Raw genomic sequence first — 13,923 nt, forward strand, 5'->3', positions numbered from 1 at the left:
GCGGCGGTTTTCCGGTCCATCCCGCCCCTGCCCGCCGGTGTTATCCGATAGCCAATGCCTGATATTGCCTTAACCAACGCCCCGGGTGGAAGGGAAAGAGGTCTGGGCCAACCGCCTGCCGCATCGCGCGGACCTGCGGAAGGCCCCTCATTCCGGGAAGGACACCCCTATGTCTGCCAAGACCATCACCTCCCTCGTCGCCGCCGCTGCCATGGCGGCCTCGCTCACTGTCGCCACCCCGGCGGATGCCCTGAACCAGGATCAGCGCAACATCGTCGGCGGCATCGCCCTTGGCGTGCTGGGCACGCTGGCCTTCCAGCACGGCAAGCGCACCTACCAGCAGCGCAGCTACCGGCAGCAGCCGCGCTACCAGCAGCCCCAGCACCAGAATGTCTGCTACAACCCGGTGAAGGTCTGGCGCCACGGCAAGCTGGTCACCGTCTGCCGCTGAGGCGCAGCCACCGGACAAGCCACCGCACAAGGCAAAGGGCGCCGCGAGGGCGCCCTTTTTCGTGGTCCGGGTGATCCCTCTGCGGGATCAGTTCTGCGCGGGCTCTGCCCCCTCTGCCGGGGCCGCATCCTCGGAGCCCTCGGCAGGCGCGGCCTCGGGCGCCAGCTCCATCGGCGGCAAGACCCTGCCCTGCTCGATCCGGGCCTCGCAGAAGGCGCGCTCCAAGGGTTCCGATGGCAGGGTCTGCCCGTTGCACCGGATCTGCGGCCCCATCACCCGGTCCGGGATCGTGGTCGAGATCTGCGGGATGTAGGTCACCATGATCAGGAAGGCGAAGAGCACCGCGAGGAAGGGCAGAGCCGCCTTCACCACCCGCATCATCGGCATGCCCGCGACGCCCGAGGTCACGAAGAGGTTCAGGCCCACCGGCGGGGTAATCATCCCGATTTCCATGTTCACCACCATGATGATGCCCAAGTGGATCGGGTCGATGCCCAGCTCCAGCGCGATGGGGAAGACCAGCGGCGCGACGATCACCAGAAGGCCCGAGGGCTCCATGAACTGGCCGCCGATCAGCAGGATGATGTTCACGATCACCGGGAACATCACCGGCCCGAAACCCGCGCCGAGCATGGCATTGGCGACCTGCTGGGGGATCTGCTCTTCGGTCAGCACGTGCTTGAGGATCAGCGCGTTGGCGATGATGAACATCAGCGTGACCGTCAGCTTGCCCGCCTCGAACAGGGTCTTCTTGGTGTCCGGGTGCACGAAGGCGGTGACCAGAGCGATGGGCTTGCGCCAGAACGAGATATTGGGCGCCCCGTTCTTGCCCGCCAGAGGCCCCATGTCGCGATAGACGAAGACCGCCACGATGAAGGCATAGACAGAGGCCGCCGCCGCCGCTTCGGTCGGGGTGAAGATCGCCCCGGAATCCATTGATCCGCCGATGAAATTCACGACAGAGACGATGGGCGCGGGCCAGCCGTAGATCCCGATCATGATGATCGCGATCAGCATCAGGCCCCAGAAGGCCTCGCGGAAGCTGTCCCAGACCTCGCCCCAGCCCAGCCACTCGCCCTTGGGCATGTTGCGGATGCGCGCCATGACGTAGATCGTGATCATCAGCATCGAGCCGGCCATGAGGCCCGGAATGATCCCCGCAAGGAACATCCGGCCCACCGAGACATCGGTGGCCGAGGCATAGACGACCATGACGATGGAGGGCGGGATCAGGATGCCCAGCGTGCCCGCATTGGCGATGACGCCCGCCGCGAAGTCCCGGGTGTAGCCCGCCTGCCGCATCGCCGCGATGACGATGGAGCCGATGGCGACCACGGTCGCGGGCGAAGATCCCGACAGGGCGGCGAAGATCATGCAGGCGAAGACGCCCGCGATGGCCAGACCGCCGCGTAGGTGCCCCACGCAGGCGATGGAGAAGCGGATGATCCGCTTGGCCACGCCACCCGTGGACATGAAGGACGAAGCGAGGATGAAGAAGGGGATCGCCAGCAGCGTGTAATGCCCCGCCATGGCCTGGTAGAAGCTTTGCGCAATCGAGGCCAGCGAGGTGTCCGACAGGATCAACAGGAAGATGATCGACGAGAAGCCAAGCGAGACGGCGATCGGCACGCCGATCAGCATCAGCCCGACGATCATGGCAAAAAGAAGAGCGACGTCCATGGGTTAGTCTACCTTGTTCATGTGGGCGACGTCGCGGACGTCGTCTTCGGCTTCGTGGCTGACGATCAGGCTGTCGGCCTCGCCCCGGACGATCCGCAGGGCCGCCTGGATAAAGCGGAACAGCAGCAGCGCCACGCCGAAGGGCAGGATGAAATAGGGCAGGAAGCGCGGGATCTTCTCGTAGCTTTCGCCCTCGTTGATCAGCGGCTCGATCCAGCGCAGCCAGTCGGGCATGGGCGTGTCGACCATCTCGTACCAGGACCGGTAGGAGGTGCGGGACATCTCTTCGAACCCGGTGGGGAACCAGCGTCCGGTGGTCTGCGGCAGGTTGGCAAAATTGGCCCAGTAGTCCCAGGCGCCCTTCATCAGCAGCAGCGCATAAAGCACGCAGACGGCGGCGGCGATCAGGGTCATGATCCGGCGCGGCCCGGCGGGCACGATGTTCAGCACCGCGTCGACGCCAAGGTTGGCGGTCTTCTTTACGGCGTAGCTGACGCCGAACAGGACAAGCCAGGCAAACAGGATCAGCGTCATTTCCAGGCCCCAGATGAGCCCGCTGTTGAAGCCGTAGCGCATGACGACGTTGACGAAGGTGATCAGCGTCATGGCGCCGAGGATGATCGCGATGAAGGTCTCTTCGATCTCGTCGACGATGCGCCCGAGGACGGTATCGGGCGGGGTGTTGTGGGACATGGCTCCCTCCGGGGATGGCAGGACGGGCAAGGCGCTGCGGGCCGGGAGGATGACAGGATTGTCCCGAAAGCGGCGCCGGTGCGGCGGCGGTCCGGGGGCCTGCGCATGCGCTGGAACGGGCCGCTCGGCCCCCTTCCCGCGCATCGTCAGACTGCCCCCGGCGTTTGGCCCCGCGCCGGTCGTTGCCAGCGCGGGGCCCCCGGTCTCACATCGAGCTGTTGATCGCCTGAGCGGCGTCGATGTTTTCCTGGCCCACGTCGTCGGCGAACTGCTCCCAGACCGGCTTCATGGTATCGACCCAGACCTCGCGCTGCTCTGCCGTCAGTTCGCGGATCTCGCCACCGGCGTCCAGAACGGCCTGACGGGCCTCGGCATCGACCTCGCCCACGGCGGCGTTGCGCTCGTTGGTGACCTCTTCGAGGATGGTGGCCAGCTGGTCGCGGACCTCCGGTTCCAGACCTTCCCACCAGTCGACATTGGTCACCACGAGATAGTCGAGCACACCGTGGTTGGTTTCGGTGATGCCTTCCTGCACCTCGAAGAACTTCTGGCCGTAGATGTTGGACCAGGTGTTTTCCTGCCCGTCGACAACGCCGGACTGCAGCGCGCCGTAGACTTCCGAGAAGGCCATCGGCTGCGGGCTGGCACCCAGCGCTTCCATATTGGCCTTCAGCACCTCAGAGGGCTGCACGCGGAACTTCAGGCCCTTGGCATCCTCGGGCGAGATCAGCGGCTTGTTGGCCGAGATCTGGGTCAGGCCGTTGTGCCAGAACTGCAGGCCCAGCAGGCCGCGGCGGACCATGGATTCCTTCATCGCCTGACCGGTTTCCGAGGCACTGGAAGGCGTCGACCGCGTCGATGTTCTTGAACATGAAGGGCAGGTCGTAGATGCGGAAGACCTTGGTGAACTGCTCGAACTTCGACAGCGAGGGCGCGGCCATCTGGACGTCGCCGTTCAGCATCGCCTCGAGCACCTGGTCGTCGTTGTAAAGCGTGGAGTTCGGGAAGACCTCCATGCAGGCGGTGCCGTTCATTTCCTCGTTGACGCGCTCTTGCAGGAGGCTGGCGGCGATGCCCTTGGGATGGCGGTCGGTATTGGTGACGTGGCTGAACTTGATAACCATTTCGCCATCGTCGCAGGCGGCCTGCGCCGCGGTTGCACCGGACACGGCAAGGGCTGCCGCGGCGGCGGACATCAGGAACTTCTTCATGGGTATCCTCCCAGATACGAATGTTACCATCTCGGGGCGCCCCTCCTCGGGTGCCCGATATCGTGAGGAAACGCCCTGCCGGGCACCCGATCAAGAGGGTGATTCGAGAATCGGGGAAAAATTCGACTAAAGACACTTGATATCAAAAGCTTGACCAGGATCCCCAAGAGGCCGGTCACGCCCTGGACGGCGGGATGTGCGAAATCCCGCACATCTGTTTGCGCCCCATGTGCGAAAATCCGCACAGTGCCGGAAACCGATTCTCCGGCCCTTGCGCCCTCCGCGAGCGCAGCCGTCCCAGCCGGAACGGGCCCCTGTGCGCCACCCCCGGCGGTCGGCCTCTCTGCAAGCCCCGCCTTCGCGCCGGTCCGGAAAGTCCGCCCGCAGGCACCGCGTTCCCATGCCCCGCGCCCGGGCCATGCCCGGCGGGTCGCTTTGACCCTGCGCTTTGGCGCGCCCTTCGACCCGGCCGCCGTGCCGCCCCTGCGAGGCAGGGAAAAAGCGCCCTCTCCGCGACCACGGCTCGCCTTGGGCGAGCCGGCGTCGGTCGCATCGCGGATCGCCCCCCTCAGGCGCAGCGGATCCTCATCGCCCGCCGCTACCCGCGCTTGAAGGCCTCGGGCTTCAGCCCGTATTTGGCCAGCTTGTCGTAGAAGGTCTTGCGCGGCAGCTTCAGCGCCTTCGCCGCATCGACCGCCTTGCCGTTGTGGCGCCCCAGCGCCGCGGCCAGCAGCATCTTTTCCACCTGCGCCATCTGTTCGGCAAGGCCAAGATCCTGCGTCTTAGCCAGATCCTCGGGCATTCCCAGCACGAAACGCATGGCCGCCGACATCAGCGACCGGGCGTTGCCCGGCCAGCGCTGCGCCATCAGCCCGGCCATGTGGTCCGGGCTGACCACCGGCGCGGGCACCCCGGCCTGCTCTGCCGCCTGCGCCACGTAATGCGAGAACAGCACCGGGATGTCCTCGGGCCGCTCGTCGACCGTGGGGATGCGCACCCGGCAGACCTCCAGCCGGTAGAAGAGATCGGCGCTGAAGCCGCCCTCGGCGACCCGGCCCGCCAGATCCTCGGTCGAGCCGCCGATCAGCACCGGCCCGCCCTGCTCCATCAGGTCCAGCAGCGCCAGCTGCACATCGTCCGAGGCCGCGCCGATCTCGTCAAGGAACAGCGTGCCGTCCCGGCTTGCCTCCCAGACCCGCGCCAGCCCCTCGCGGCTCAGGCCAGAGGCCGCGCGTTTCTCGAAGGGCGCCTTGGCGCGGGCGCCGCTCAGGTGGATGACCTCGGCGACCTTGGGCATGCCCGATCCCGGCCCGCCCGAGATCAGCACGTCGGCACCCGCGCGGGCGGCGACACGCACCCGCCCGCGCATCTCTTCCGCCGCCTTCGAGGCGCCGAAGATCATCCGCGAGGCCGGGTCGCCTGTCTCGCGCACCGCCCGCAGCGCCCGATGCTCCATCACCAGCCTGCGGGCCGCCAGCGCCCGCGCCACGATCGCCGTCAGCTCTGCCACCGAACAGGGCTTTTCAAGGAAGCCGAAGGCGCCCGCGCCCATGGCCCGGACCGCCATGGGAATGTCGCCCTCGCCGGTCAGCAGGATCACCGGCAGATCCCTGTCCTGCTGCTGCGCATAGGCCAGCAGGTGAAAGCCGTCCCGGCCGGGCATCCGCACGTCCGACAGGATCACCCCCTCGAAGCCCTCGGTGATGCGGTCCTTGGCCTCGACAAAGGACCCGGCGGTGATCACCGCGTGATCCGCCAGCTCCAGCGTCTGTCCCAGCGCCTCGCGCACCGCGGCATCGTCATCGACCAGCAGCACCGTCGCGTTCATGCACCCTCTCCTGCTTCTTTCCTGTCCAGATATCCGCCCCGGACGCAGCCCGCGATCCCGGGACGGCGGGCGGGGCGATCCGTGCGCAGCACGGGAGCGGCGTCCCGGCGGCGCATCAGGCCACCGCCTCGTCCAGCCAGGGTTCCAGCTCGACCGTGAACACCGCCCCCGACGCGGTATTGCTGCCCCGGATTTCCCCGCCGAAGCTTTGCACCAGCCCGTAAGAGATCGACAGCCCCAGCCCCATGCCCCCGCCGACTTCCTTGGTGGAATAGAAGGGTTCGAACATGCGGTCGGGATCGGCGATGCCGGGACCGGTGTCCGAAACCCCGATGCGCAGGCGCGGCCCGCGCTCCAGCGTGATGGCGATACGCTTGTCGGCCTCCCCGGCCATGGCGTCGGCGGCGTTGTTGATCAGGTTGACGAAGACCTGCCCCAGCCGGACCTCTCCGCCCAGGGCATAGGCCGGTGGCCCGCCCTCCCAGACCAGAGTGACCCCATCCGCCTTCAGCCGCGCCTCGGTCAGTTCGACGGCGGTGTCGATGACGGCGACCAGATCGACCTTGCCCATCGGCTCGCTTTCGTTGCGGGCGAAGGCGCGCAGGTTGCGGATGATCCGCGCAGCGCGCGCCGCCATGGCGGCGATGCGCGCAAGGTTGTCGGCGGCGCGCTCGGGCCGCCCCTTGTCCGAGGAAGGCGGTGCCGTTCTCGGCATATTGCCGGATCGCCGTCAGCGGCTGGTTCAGCTCGTGGCTGATGCCCGCCGACATCTGCCCCAGCGCGCTCAGCTTGCCCGCCTGCACAAGGTCGGCCTGCGCCCGGCGCAGCGCCGCCTCGGCATCCTCGCGCTCGCGCACCTCGGCGCGCAGCCTGCTGTTGGCCTCTTCCCAGGCGCGGGTGCGCGCGCGCACCCGGCCCTCCAGCAGGACATTGGCCTCGGCCAGCGCGCGGCGCCGCTCGGTGGCGATGAACAGCAGCGAGCCGAAGAACAGGCAGAGCGTGACCACCGCCGCCACCTGAAGCGCCGCCAGCCGCCGCGCCGGGGCGATATCGACAAGCGCCTCTGCCGTCAGGTCGATGACCGGCAGCGCCCGCGTCAGATGCAGGCTGGCCGGTGGGACATAGGGGCTGAGATTCTGGCGCCAGATCGCATGCCCGCCCGCGCGCGAGACCTGCAGGGGCTTCGCCTCGCCCCCGGGGCCGACCATCCGCGCGCCGTCGCGGCGCCAGAACAGGATCTCGGAGCGGTTGGTGACAAGGATCTGCCCGCTGTCATCGGTGAAGAAGACCGAGGGCCTTGTGCCACGCCATTCCCGTTCGAGGATGTCGAGGTCGACCATCAGCACCAGCGCCCCCTGCACCTCGCCGTCTGCCGCAAAGGACGGCGCCGCGTGGACATAGCTCCGGGCGCCCGCCGCCGTCACCTCGTGGCCGAAGCCAAGCGCGCCGGTCATGGCCCGCCGGTACCGGGGCCGCGCCGCCAGATCCTGCGGCGCCCCCCGAAGGCGCTGGCCAGCACGCGCCCATCGCTGTCGGCGTAAAAGGCCCGGTGCGCGCTGATCAGGTCGGCGCTTTCCAGCAGGCGCGCCTCGGCCCGCGCGCGGTCGCCGCCCGCGTGCAGCGCGCGCAGGTCCGGGTGATCCACCAGAAGGACGGCGGCAGAGCGGAACCGCTGCAACCCGGTCACCAGCCGGTCCGAGGCCAGCGCAAGGTCCGATTGGCCGCGGGCCGCGACCTGTCCCAGCGCCTGCCCGTAGCCATGCTGCCAGACGATCCAGCCCAGCCCCAGCACGGCGCCAAGGAAGAGCGCCAGCGCCTTGCTGCGGGGAAAGCGGGAATGCGTCATGTCGCGGTGATACCCTGCCCTTGCCAGAACCGGCAAGGCCGGGCAAACCGGGACGCATGTTGCATCTCTCCCAAGACCCGACAGAGCCCGCCTTCGTGCAGGACCCCTACCCGTTCTACGACCGCATGCGCGCGGGCGGCGATCTGTGCTTCTGGGAGGATTACGCCATGCCCTGCGCGGTGTCGCATCGCGCGGTGCAGGCGCTGCTGCGCGACCGCCGCTTCGGCCGCGAGATCCCCGCCGACAGGGCGGAGCCGCATCCGCCGCATCTTGCGCCCTTCTACGCGGTCGAGTCGCATTCCATGCTGGAACTGGAACCGCCCCGCCACACCCGCCTGCGCGGCCATGTGCTGCGGGCCTTCACCTCGCGCCGCATCGCCGCGCTGGGGCCCGAGATCGCCGCCCTGTCGCAGACCCTCTGCGACCGCATGACGGGTGCCGGGGCGGATCTTCTGCCCGCCTTCTGCCAGCCGCTGCCGGTGGTGGTGATCTGCCGCCTGCTCGGCGTGCCCGAGGCCATGGCCCCGCAGCTTCTGGAGTGGTCCAACGCCATGGTCTCCATGTATCAGGCGCGCCGGGATCGCGCCGTGGAAGACGCCGCCGCCCGCGCCGCCGCCGACTTCGCCAGCTTCCTGCGCGGCTATGTCGAGGACCGCCGCCGCGCCCCCTCGGACGACCTGATCAGCCACCTGATTGCCACCGAGGATGCCGGCGACCGCCTGTCGCCGGACGAACTGGTCGCCACCTGCATCCTGCTGCTGAACGCCGGGCACGAGGCGACGGTGCACACCATGGGCAACGGCATCAAGACCCTGCTCGAGACCGGCCAGCGCATCGACACCGGCAATGCCGCGGCACTCAGCGAAGAGATCCTGCGCTTCGACCCGCCGCTGCACATGTTCACCCGCTGGGCCTATGACACGGTCGAGCTGCACGGCCACCGCTTCGCCCCCGGCGATCGGGTGGCGCTGCTGCTGGGGGCGGCGAACCGCGACCCGGCGGTCTGGCCCGACCCGCATCGCTTCGACCCGGCCCGCGCGGCGGCGCCCAACACCAGCTTCGGCGCGGGGCTGCATTTCTGCGTCGGCGCGCCGCTGGCCCGGCTGGAGCTGCAGATCGCCCTGCCGATCCTGATGGCGCGCTTTCCCGCCATGCGGCTGGACGGGGCGCCGCGCTACGGCAACCTCTACCATTTCCACGGGCTGGAGGCCCTGCAGGTCACCCTGCGCTAGAACCGGCGCCTTCGGTCAGCAACAGATGCGCGGGCGGCGTCGCAGCGCAGGCCCCCGCGCGATGTCGCGGCCCGGGCAAGCCGCGGGCTCACAGCGGCAGCGCCGTCGTGGCCTTGATCTCTTCCATCGACAGAAGCGCGGTCACATTGTGCACCTTCACCTCTGAAATCAGCGCCTGATAGAAGGCGTCATAGGCGCGGGCGTTCTTCACGCGGACCTTGAGGATGTAATCGATGTCACCCGCAAGGCGGTGCGCCTCCTGCACCTCGGGGCGCTCGCGCAGGGCCCTGAGGAAACGCGCCTGCCAGTCGGCCTCATGCTCCGAGGTGCGGATCAGCACGAAGAAGGTCGCCTCGAACCCCAGCGCCTCGGCATCCAGCCGGACGGTCTGCGCGCCTATGATCCCGGCCTCGCGCATCTTGCGGATGCGATTCCACACCGGCGTCTTCGACGACCCCACAGCAGAGGCGATCTCGTCCAGCGATTGCCCCGCATCGCGTTGCAGTTCCCCGAGGATTTTTCTGTCGGTGTCGTCGATTTTCATACGCCGTTCCGGTTTGACCGCGAAAACGGAACATCCGCCTCCCTCTCTTCGCATCGTAGAACGATCTTCCTTATTCCCGCAAGAGCATGGCGCCGAAGCGGGAAAATTTCCTATATAGACAGCAAGGAACGGCGGAGACGACGCGATGCAGCATTTCCCGATTTTCGTGAACACGGCAGGCGCCCGCGTGGTGCTGTCGGGCGGCGGCGAGGCGGCGCTGGCCAAGCTGCGCCTGCTGATGAAGACCGAGGCCGCGCTCGATGTCTACGCGCCCGCCCCCTCCGCCGAGATCGTGACATGGGCCGCCGAGGGGCGCCTGACCCTGCACCGCCGCGCGCTGCGCGCGGGCGACGTGACCGGCGCCGTGCTGTTCTACGCCGCCGACGAGGCCGCGACAGAGGACGCCCGCACCGCCGGGATCGCCGCCGTCGAGGGCGCCATGGTCAATGTGGTCGACAACCTCGCCGACAGCGCCTTCATCACCCCCGCCATCGTCGACCGCGACCCGGTCACCGTCGCCATCGGCACCGAAGGCGCGGCCCCGGTGCTGGCGCGCGCCATCAAGGCCGATCTCGAAGCCCGCCTGCCGGTCACGCTTGGCCCGCTGGCGCGGATCGGCAAGGCCTTCCGCCGCATGGCGGAGGCCCTGCCCCATGGCCGCCCGCGCCGCGACTTCTGGTCCGACTACTACTTCGACGCCGGACCCCGCGCCTTCGCCGGGGGCGAAGAGGCCACGAACGACACGCTCGACCGGCTGCTGGCCCGCCACCTCGCCCGCGAGGACGCCCCCGGCCACGTGGATTTCGTCGGCAGCGGCCCCGGCGATCCCGAGCTTCTGACGCTGCGGGCGCGCCGCGCGCTGGACCGCGCCGACGTGGTGATCCACGACCGACTGGTGACCGGCGAGATCCTCGAACTCGCTCGCCGCGAGGCTCTGCTGATCGACGCCGGCAAGGAGGGCTTCGGCGCCTCGATGACGCAGGAAGAGATCAACCGCCTGATCGTCACACACGCGCGGGAAGGCGCCCATGTGGTGCGGCTGAAGGGCGGCGATCCCACCGTCTTCGGACGCCTCGACGAAGAGATGGAGGCGGTCGAAGCCGCGGGCCTTTCCTTCGCCATCGTGCCGGGCATCACCGCCGCCTCCGCCGCGCTGGCCGGCATCGGCCAAAGCTTCACCCGCCGGGGCCGCAACACCGCCGCCCGGATCCTGACCGGCCACGACATGAAGGGCTTCGCCGATCACGAGTGGAAGACGCTCTCGCGCCCCGGCGAGGTCGCCGCGATCTACATGGGCAAGAAGGCCGCGCGCTTCATCCAGGGCCGCCTGCTGATGCATGGCGCCGCGCCGGAAACGCCGGTGACCATCGTCGAGAACATCTCGCGCCCCGACCAGCGCACCATCGGCACCACCCTGGGCCAGCTGGAACCCGACCTGTCCAACGCCCGCCTCTCGGGCCCCGCCCTCATGCTCTACGGTCTCGCGCCCCGCGCCGCGGCTGCCCTCAACTCCCTGCAACAGGAGGTCTCCTGATGCCCAAGGCATTCACCCCCAAGGTCGTCACCGCCAATGCGCTTCTGGCAGGCGACGTGGTCTACCTGACCGCCGACGACGCCTGGTCGCCGGACCTGCGCCAGGCCGAACTCTTGACCGACGAGGCCCATGCCCAGCTGCGTCTGGTCGAGGCCAGCACGCGCCACGCCGAGGTCGTGGGGGTTTACCTCGCTGACATGGTGCCGGGCGACAAGGGGCCGGAACCCACGCATTTCCGCGAGGAATTCCGCCGCACCGGCCCCTCGAACCATCGTCACGGCAAGCAAGCCGACCTCTGAAAGCCACCAGACAATCCCGTCGACGGGATTTGCAAAGTCCTTCGAAGGACTTTGCCGGGAGTAAGACCAGATGTACCACTACAACGACTTCGACGCCGCCTTCGTAGCAGAACGCAACCGCCAGTTCCGCGCCCAGGTCGAGCGCCGCATCGACGGCGCGCTGACCGAGGACGAGTTCAAGCCGCTGCGCCTGATGAACGGCCTCTACCTGCAACTGCATGCCTACATGCTGCGGGTCGCGATCCCCTACGGCACGCTGAACTCGGCGCAGATGCGGCAACTGGCCCTGCTGGCCGAGAAGTGGGACAAGGGCTACGGCCATTTCACCACGCGCCAGAACATCCAGTACAACTGGCCCGCCCTGCGCGACGTGCCCGACATGCTGGACGCGCTGGCCGAGGTGCAGATGCACGCGATCCAGACCTCGGGCAACACCATCCGCAACGTGACCGCCGATCACTTCGCCGGGGCCGCCGCGGACGAGATCGCCGACCCGCGCCCGGTGGCGGAACTGCTGCGACAATGGTCCACGGACCACCCGGAATTCCAGTTCCTGCCGCGCAAGTTCAAGATCGCCGTCACCGGTTCGCCCAACGACCGCGCGGTGACCGCCGCCCATGACCTCGCCCTGCGCATCACCCAGCGCGACGACCGGATCGGCTACGCGGTGCTGGTCGGCGGCGGGCTGGGCCGCACGCCGATGATCGGCAAGGTGATCAACGACTTCGTACCGCAGGAAGATCTGCTGCCCTATGTCGAGGCCGTCGTCTCGGTCTGGAACCTGCTGGGCCGCCGCGACAACAAGTACAAGGCGCGCATCAAGATCACCGTGCACGAGCATGGCATCGACGAGATCCGCGCGCTGGTCGAACAGCGCTTTGCCGAGACAAGGGCCGCCTTCAACGGCGCCGACCTCGCCCTCTTCGACGAGATCAAGACCCACTTCCGGCACCCGAACTTCCGCACGGCGCCCGAAGGGGCCTTTGACGCCGCCTACAGGGCCGACCCGGTCTTCCGGTCCTCGGGCCGACACCAACCTCGCCGCCCACCGCGCGCCGGGCTATGCCATCGTGCAGATCAGCCTCAAGAAGCACGGCGAAACCCCGGGCGACGCAAGCGCCGATCAGATGCGCGTCATGGCCGACCTCGCCTATGCCTATGGCCACGACGAGCTGCGCATCAGCCACGAGCAGAACGTGATCCTGCCGCATGTGCACAAGTCGGACCTGCCCGCCGTGCACGCCAAGTTGAAGGCGCATGGCCTCGCCACCGCCAATATCGACCTCGTGTCCGACATCATCGCCTGCCCCGGCATGGACTACTGCGCGCTGGCCACGGCCCGCTCGATCCCGATCGCCCAGCAGATCGCCACCCGCTTCGACGAACTCAAGCTCGAACATGAAATCGGCGAGCTGAAGATCAAGATCTCGGGCTGCATCAATGCCTGCGGCCACCACCACGTCGGTCACATCGGCATCCTCGGGCTCGACCGCGCGGGTGTGGAGAACTACCAGATCACGCTGGGCGGCGACCACCGCGAGACCGCCGCGCTGGGGCAGCGCACCGGGCCGGGCTTTTCCGCCGAAGAGATCGTGCCCGCCATCGAGCGCATCGTCGAGGCCTATCTCGAGAACCGCGCAGGCCGGGAGGAAACCTTCCTGCAGACCTTCAACCGGCTCGGCATGGCGCCCTTCAAGACCGCCCTCTACGATCAGGAGGCCCGCGTCGCCGCGGAGTGAACCCCTCATGTTTCTTCTTGGCGAAAATACCTCCGCCGGAGGCTCCGACACCGCCCCGGGCACGGATCTCGCGGCCCTGCGCGCCCGGGTGGCCACGCTCAACGCGCGCTACCGCCACCACGGCGCGACCGCGGTGCTCGAAGGCGCGCTGAACGACCCCGAGGCCGGGCGCATCGCCATGGTCTCGTCCTTCGGGGCGGAATCGGTGGCGCTTTTGCACCTCGTGGCCATGGTCGACCGAAAAGTGCCGGTGCTCTTCATCGACACGCGGCTGCTCTTTGCCGAAACGCTGGCCTACCAGCAGGAGGTGGCGGAACGGCTGCGGCTGGAGAACGTGCAGGTGCTGCGCACCGACGAGGCGACGCTGCAAAAACGCGACCCCTACGGCGCCCTGCGCATGGGCGACACCGATGCCTGCTGCGCGCTGCGCAAGACGCTGCCGCTGGAACAGGCGCTGGCGGGCTACGACGGCTGGATCACCGGGCGCAAGCGCTACCAGTCCGGCACCCGCGCGGCGCTCGAATTCTTCGAGCTCGAGGACTCCACGGGCCGGATCAAGGTCAACCCCTCGGCCCACTGGGGGCCCGAGGACGTGCGCGCCTACATGGACGAGAACCGCCTGCCTCGGCACCCGCTGGTGGCGCAGGGCTACCCCTCGATCGGCTGCGCGCCCTGCACTTCCAAGGTGGCGCCCGGAGAGGACCCCCGCGCCGGACGCTGGCGCGGCCAGCAGAAGGAGGAATGCGGCATCCACTTCGTCAACGGCCGCGCCGTGCGGCAGTCCGCCTGACCGGCGCGCCCTGCCGCGCCCCGCCCGAGGGCCCCGCGCATCACGATGCCCGAAGGCCTCCGACCGCCCCATCCGA

Annotated in this window: 12 protein-coding genes and 2 pseudogenes; 7 read left to right on the plus strand and 7 right to left on the minus strand. The window is 68.4% G+C overall.

Going from position 1 to position 13,923, the window contains the following annotated elements:
* The first annotated feature begins 169 nt into the window (after positions 1-169).
* A complete protein-coding gene (locus tag ABFB10_RS01080) occupies positions 170-451 on the plus strand; it encodes a hypothetical protein (RefSeq protein WP_347164976.1) in 282 nt (93 codons plus the stop codon).
* An 87-nt stretch (positions 452-538) separates the two neighbouring features.
* On the opposite strand, the gene ABFB10_RS01085 is transcribed toward ABFB10_RS01080, so the two are convergent.
* The 5 genes and pseudogenes from ABFB10_RS01085 to ABFB10_RS01105 form a co-directional block, all read right to left on the minus strand.
* Positions 539-2,131, minus strand: coding sequence for a TRAP transporter large permease (locus ABFB10_RS01085; protein ID WP_347164977.1), 1,593 nt, complete (start codon positions 2,129-2,131; stop codon positions 539-541).
* 3 nt (positions 2,132-2,134) lie between these two features.
* Complete coding sequence (locus ABFB10_RS01090; protein ID WP_347164978.1) at positions 2,135-2,824, minus strand: TRAP transporter small permease; 690 nt, start codon at positions 2,822-2,824, stop codon at positions 2,135-2,137.
* Positions 2,825-3,029: 205 nt separating this feature from the next.
* A pseudogene (locus tag ABFB10_RS01095) lies at positions 3,030-4,035 on the minus strand (DctP family TRAP transporter solute-binding subunit).
* Between the two features lie 598 nt (positions 4,036-4,633).
* Positions 4,634-5,863 carry a sigma-54-dependent transcriptional regulator gene (locus tag ABFB10_RS01100; protein ID WP_347164979.1) on the minus strand — a complete coding sequence of 410 codons (1,230 nt, stop codon included), beginning with the start codon at positions 5,861-5,863 and terminating at the stop codon, positions 4,634-4,636.
* A gap of 115 nt (positions 5,864-5,978) precedes the next feature.
* On the minus strand, positions 5,979-6,578 hold the full coding sequence (locus ABFB10_RS01105) for a sensor histidine kinase (protein WP_347164980.1): 600 nt from the start codon (positions 6,576-6,578) through the stop codon (positions 5,979-5,981).
* Here ABFB10_RS01105 and ABFB10_RS01110 point away from each other — a divergent pair.
* Positions 6,547-7,404 carry a hypothetical protein gene (locus tag ABFB10_RS01110; protein WP_347164981.1) on the plus strand — a complete coding sequence of 286 codons (858 nt, stop codon included), beginning with the start codon at positions 6,547-6,549 and terminating at the stop codon, positions 7,402-7,404. The genes ABFB10_RS01105 and ABFB10_RS01110 overlap by 32 nt on opposite strands.
* Here the strand turns inward: ABFB10_RS01110 and ABFB10_RS01115 are convergent.
* Positions 7,314-7,709 (minus strand): hypothetical protein, encoded by a 396-nt coding sequence (locus ABFB10_RS01115; RefSeq protein ID WP_347164982.1) that lies wholly within the window; start codon positions 7,707-7,709, stop codon positions 7,314-7,316. The genes ABFB10_RS01110 and ABFB10_RS01115 overlap by 91 nt on opposite strands.
* A 56-nt stretch (positions 7,710-7,765) precedes the next feature.
* On the opposite strand from ABFB10_RS01115, the gene ABFB10_RS01120 reads away from it, so the two are divergent.
* Positions 7,766-8,941 carry a cytochrome P450 gene (locus ABFB10_RS01120; RefSeq protein WP_347164983.1) on the plus strand — a complete coding sequence of 392 codons (1,176 nt, stop codon included), beginning with the start codon at positions 7,766-7,768 and terminating at the stop codon, positions 8,939-8,941.
* A gap of 88 nt (positions 8,942-9,029) precedes the next feature.
* Here the strand turns inward: ABFB10_RS01120 and ABFB10_RS01125 are convergent, their stop codons facing one another.
* The gene (locus tag ABFB10_RS01125) at positions 9,030-9,485 is read right to left on the minus strand and encodes an Lrp/AsnC family transcriptional regulator (protein WP_347164984.1); all 456 of its coding nucleotides are present in this window, start codon (positions 9,483-9,485) and stop codon (positions 9,030-9,032) included.
* Between the two features lie 145 nt (positions 9,486-9,630).
* Between ABFB10_RS01125 and cysG the strand changes: the two genes are divergently transcribed.
* The 4 genes and pseudogenes from cysG to ABFB10_RS01145 all read left to right on the plus strand — a co-directional run bounded on the left by cysG (position 9,631) and on the right by ABFB10_RS01145 (position 13,847).
* Positions 9,631-11,019 (plus strand): siroheme synthase CysG, encoded by a 1,389-nt coding sequence (cysG, locus tag ABFB10_RS01130; RefSeq protein WP_347164985.1) that lies wholly within the window; start codon positions 9,631-9,633, stop codon positions 11,017-11,019.
* On the plus strand, positions 11,019-11,318 hold the full coding sequence (locus tag ABFB10_RS01135) for a DUF2849 domain-containing protein (RefSeq protein ID WP_347164986.1): 300 nt from the start codon (positions 11,019-11,021) through the stop codon (positions 11,316-11,318). Before cysG ends, ABFB10_RS01135 begins: the two co-directional genes overlap by 1 nt.
* A gap of 70 nt (positions 11,319-11,388) precedes the next feature.
* Positions 11,389-13,057: pseudogene (locus ABFB10_RS01140) on the plus strand (nitrite/sulfite reductase).
* Positions 13,058-13,064: 7 nt separating this feature from the next.
* Positions 13,065-13,847, plus strand: coding sequence for a phosphoadenylyl-sulfate reductase (locus ABFB10_RS01145; protein ID WP_347164987.1), 783 nt, complete (start codon positions 13,065-13,067; stop codon positions 13,845-13,847).
* Positions 13,848-13,923 lie beyond the last annotated feature (76 nt).

Origin of the sequence: Ponticoccus litoralis (assembly GCF_039769985.1) — a bacterium.
GTDB lineage: Bacteria > Pseudomonadota > Alphaproteobacteria > Rhodobacterales > Rhodobacteraceae > Ponticoccus > Ponticoccus litoralis.

What these genes read in the sequence shown, in the direction of transcription:
- ABFB10_RS01080 (WP_347164976.1), top strand. Translation starts at nt 170, where the DNA reads ATGTCTGCCAAGACCATCACCTCCCTCGTCGCCGCCGCTGCCATGGCG.
- ABFB10_RS01085 (WP_347164977.1), bottom strand. Translation starts at nt 2,131, where the DNA reads ATGGACGTCGCTCTTCTTTTTGCCATGATCGTCGGGCTGATGCTGATC.
- ABFB10_RS01090 (WP_347164978.1), bottom strand. Translation starts at nt 2,824, where the DNA reads ATGTCCCACAACACCCCGCCCGATACCGTCCTCGGGCGCATCGTCGAC.
- ABFB10_RS01100 (WP_347164979.1), bottom strand. Translation starts at nt 5,863, where the DNA reads ATGAACGCGACGGTGCTGCTGGTCGATGACGATGCCGCGGTGCGCGAG.
- ABFB10_RS01105 (WP_347164980.1), bottom strand. Translation starts at nt 6,578, where the DNA reads ATGCCGAGAACGGCACCGCCTTCCTCGGACAAGGGGCGGCCCGAGCGC.
- ABFB10_RS01115 (WP_347164982.1), bottom strand. Translation starts at nt 7,709, where the DNA reads ATGACGCATTCCCGCTTTCCCCGCAGCAAGGCGCTGGCGCTCTTCCTT.
- ABFB10_RS01120 (WP_347164983.1), top strand. Translation starts at nt 7,766, where the DNA reads ATGTTGCATCTCTCCCAAGACCCGACAGAGCCCGCCTTCGTGCAGGAC.
- ABFB10_RS01125 (WP_347164984.1), bottom strand. Translation starts at nt 9,485, where the DNA reads ATGAAAATCGACGACACCGACAGAAAAATCCTCGGGGAACTGCAACGC.
- cysG (WP_347164985.1), top strand. Translation starts at nt 9,631, where the DNA reads ATGCAGCATTTCCCGATTTTCGTGAACACGGCAGGCGCCCGCGTGGTG.
- ABFB10_RS01135 (WP_347164986.1), top strand. Translation starts at nt 11,019, where the DNA reads ATGCCCAAGGCATTCACCCCCAAGGTCGTCACCGCCAATGCGCTTCTG.
- ABFB10_RS01145 (WP_347164987.1), top strand. Translation starts at nt 13,065, where the DNA reads ATGTTTCTTCTTGGCGAAAATACCTCCGCCGGAGGCTCCGACACCGCC.